The organism is Haloferax sp. s1 (assembly GCF_058382125.1).
This window is the reverse complement of sequence record NZ_JBZRPK010000342.1, coordinates 1-3,361: the sequence shown is the minus strand read 5'-3', so window position 1 is coordinate 3,361 and position 3,361 is coordinate 1. Positions and strand designations below refer to the sequence as shown.

3 protein-coding genes are annotated in these 3,361 nt (G+C 61.9%); 2 read left to right on the top strand and 1 reads right to left on the bottom strand.

Going from position 1 to position 3,361, the window contains the following annotated elements:
* Window positions 1–190 precede the first annotated feature (190 nt).
* Window positions 191–1,315, bottom strand: coding sequence for a helix-hairpin-helix domain-containing protein (locus QT222_RS04055; RefSeq protein WP_491476387.1), 1,125 nt, complete (start codon window positions 1,313–1,315; stop codon window positions 191–193).
* A gap of 115 nt (window positions 1,316–1,430) precedes the next feature.
* On the opposite strand from QT222_RS04055, the gene QT222_RS04050 reads away from it, so the two are divergent.
* Window positions 1,431–2,291, top strand: a complete 861-nt coding sequence (locus QT222_RS04050; protein ID WP_004056946.1) for a 3-hydroxyacyl-CoA dehydrogenase family protein — start codon at window positions 1,431–1,433, stop codon at window positions 2,289–2,291.
* Between the two features lie 342 nt (window positions 2,292–2,633).
* Window positions 2,634–3,361, top strand: a 728-nt coding sequence (locus QT222_RS04045; protein ID WP_491476386.1) for an ABC transporter ATP-binding protein, incomplete at its 3' end; no start/stop codon positions are given.

The window sequence follows — 3,361 nt, the reverse complement described above, 5'->3', positions numbered from 1 at the left end:
GGTTCAAGATAGTGTAACCCAGTATATAAAAACTACGTCTAGGGCGCTTTGGAGATTATGCCGAATTTTGCGTTTATGGAGGTCCTAACCAAATATTACGGCAATTTGTGCCATGAATAGAACTTACTACATGTATAGTAAATGTTCGGAGGGTCGTTCGCTGGCGACCTCCGCCGATTTGCCGGTTGCCTCACTCCATCGCGTCACGCGCTTGTAACTTCCACGCGCTAACGACGGTCGGGTCGATTTGGAGTGCATCTGCCACGTGTTCCGGGTCCGCGGTGGCGAGTCGCCGGACGGAGCGGACGCCGGCCTCGGCGAGTAGCTCGGCGTTGTCCTCGTCGATTCCATCGAGCGTCGTCAGCGGCTCCGGCTTCGACCGCTCGCGCCACGCGACCTCAGCAGCAAGCGCGTCTCCGGACCCGTCAGCCGACGTATCGGCTTGTCCGCGCGGCGTCCAGTCGCCCCCTCGGTTCGGGCTGTCCCCTTTCGTTTCTGTGTTCCCGGTTGGTGTCCAGTCCTCCGACTGGGTCGGGGTTTCATCGTCTGACAACTCCGTCCCCGTGGGTGTCCAGTCGCCGTCCCGGTTCGGCCCGTTCGACGCCGCAGTCTGCCCCGTGGGCGTCCAATCACCGGACGACTCGTCTGCGTCATCGGCGGACCCCCAATCGCCGGAACTCGCGGCGACCCATTCGCGTTCGTCGTCTCCCAACCCCCGAACCTGCGAGGACCGGCGGTCCAGGTCGTCTCCCGACCCGAACGACCACGACAGCGAATGCCAGCGTCGAATCTTCGCCGCGACGCCGGAATTGACGCCGGCCTCGACGAGGTCGCGGTAGCACACTTCCCCGTCGACGATGGCTCCCGCGTCGATGTTCGACGCGGAGAGCGCGTCGGCCGTCGCTGGGCCGATGTACTTCAGGTCTTGTAGCCCGCCCGGAACGGCGTCGGGCGCGTCGTACGGACGCGGTCTGAGGAGGTGCTCTATCGCCTCGTCGGTGTCCGTGGGAAGTTCGTCAGTTTCGGCTGCGTACTCGCCGTATTCCGGCGAATACTCACCGGGCTCGATTGCGTACTCGTCAGTATCGGTTGGTTGCTCGTCAGTGTCCGTTGCATGCCCGTCGGCATCCGTCGGATGGTTGTCCGAATCGTTCAGACCCCCATCCGAATCGGTCGGACCCCCATCCGTGCCGGCCGGTTGTTCGTCTGTCTCTATCGACTGTTCGTTGGCGTCGTTTAGGTGATCCTGCACGTCCCCCATTCCCCCTTCAGCGCCGCCGCCGTTGTGTTTGCCCGTGTCATTCGCGCCAGTCACCGTTGCATATCTCCATTTCGGCCCCGAACTTGAGCGTTTCCGTGATAGTCACGAGTTTGTCACTATTTTGGACGCTTCGGCAAGTTTTACCTCGCCACCTTGCGCAGTGCTGCACATGCACGGTACGAACGACATTGACACGGTGGGCGTCGTCGGCGCTGGAACGATGGGTAACGGAATCGCGCAGGTCGCCGCGATGAGTGGCTACGACGTGATTATGCGCGACCTCAAAGACGAGTACGTCGAGAACGGTCTTTCTGCCATCGACGACAGTCTCTCGCAGTTCGTCGAGAAGGAAAAGATGACCGAGGACGAAGCCGAGGCGACGAAAAACCGCATCCTCGGAACGACCGACCTCGAAGACCTCACCAAGTGTGACCTCGTCATCGAGGCGGCCGTCGAGAACATGGACATCAAACGCGACATCTTCGCGGACCTCGACGAAATCGTCCCCGAAGGCGTCGTTCTCGCGACGAACACGAGCACCCTCTCGATTACGACTATCGCGGCCGCGACGGACCGACCCGAACTGGTCGTCGGGCTTCACTTCATGAACCCCGTCCCCATCATGAAGGGCGTCGAAGTCGTCCGCGGCGAGAAGACCGACCCCGAAGTCGTCGAGTTTGCCCACGAGTTCTCCGAAGACCTCGGCAAGGAGACGTGGGAATCCGACGACAAACCCGGGTTCGTCACCAACCGCATTCTCATGCCGTGGCTCAACGAGGGTATCCGCGCCTACGACGAAGGCGTCGCCTCGAAGGAGGATATCGACCGCGGCATGACCCTCGGTACGAACGTCCCGATGGGCCCGCTCACCCTCGCCGACCACATCGGTCTCGACATCTGTCTCGACGCCTCCGAGACGCTCTTCGAGGAACTCGGCGACCGCTACAAACCGGCGTACCTGCTCAAGCGCAAAGTCGCCGCTGGTGACCTCGGTAAGAAGACGGGCAAGGGCTTCTACGAGTACGAGTAGACGACGCGCGCCGACACGGCGGCAGTTCGACTACGACCTTTTTCGGAACTTCATCACGCCGGCCCCAACCACGCCGATGACGAGAAACAGCCCGCCCAGTCCGGTAAGCGCCACTGCTAACCCAGACACCACCTACGACTCGGCGTTGGCGACGTAAGCGAGAAGCGCCCCGGCCACAACCCCACCGACGAAGCGGACGAACTCGGGCGACGAAAATCCTCAGCGGGCATGCCCGACCATTCGCCGTGAGAGGGACGAAACTGTTGTCCCGCGGAGGGGAAGCCTATCAGTTCTGAAATTCCGCACGAACCATTTATTCGTGGCTACCCGAACGTTCCGTCAATGATTACGGTCGAGAACCTGCGAAAGACCTACGGCGACTTTCCGGCCGTCGTGGGCAGCGACTTCTCGGTCGAGTCGGGCGAGGTGTTCGGCATCGTCGGCCCAAACGGCGCGGGCAAGACGACGACGCTGAAGATGCTCGCCGGACTCGTCGAACCCACTTCCGGCACGGCGTCGGTGCTCGGGTTCGACCCCGAAGACCCCGAGATGCGCCGGAAACTCGGGTTTCTCCCCGAAGAGTCGCCGCTCTACGAGGACATGACGCCGCGGTCGTACCTCCGATTTTTCGCGGACCTGTACGACGTCCCCCGCGGCGTGGCCGACGACCGGACCGGGGCGGTACTCGACCGTCTCGACCTCGAATACCGCGACAGACGCCTCGGCGACATGTCGAAGGGAATGAAGCGGAAGGTCGCAATCGCTCGCTCCCTCGTCAACGACCCGGACTTGCTCATCTACGACGAACCCGCGAGCGGTCTCGACCCGCTGACGACGAACGTCGTCCTCGATTTCGTACAGGACCCCCGCGACGAAGACAAGACCGTCGTCTTCAGCGCTCACAACCTGTTTCACGTCGAATCCATCTGCGACCGCGTGGTCATCATGAACCGCGGCGAGATAATCGCCCGCGGAACGATTCCCGAGATTCGTGAGAAACACGGCGAGACGACCTACCGCGTCTACACGACGGTTTCACTTCCCGAGACTGAGACGGAAGCCGGTCCCTG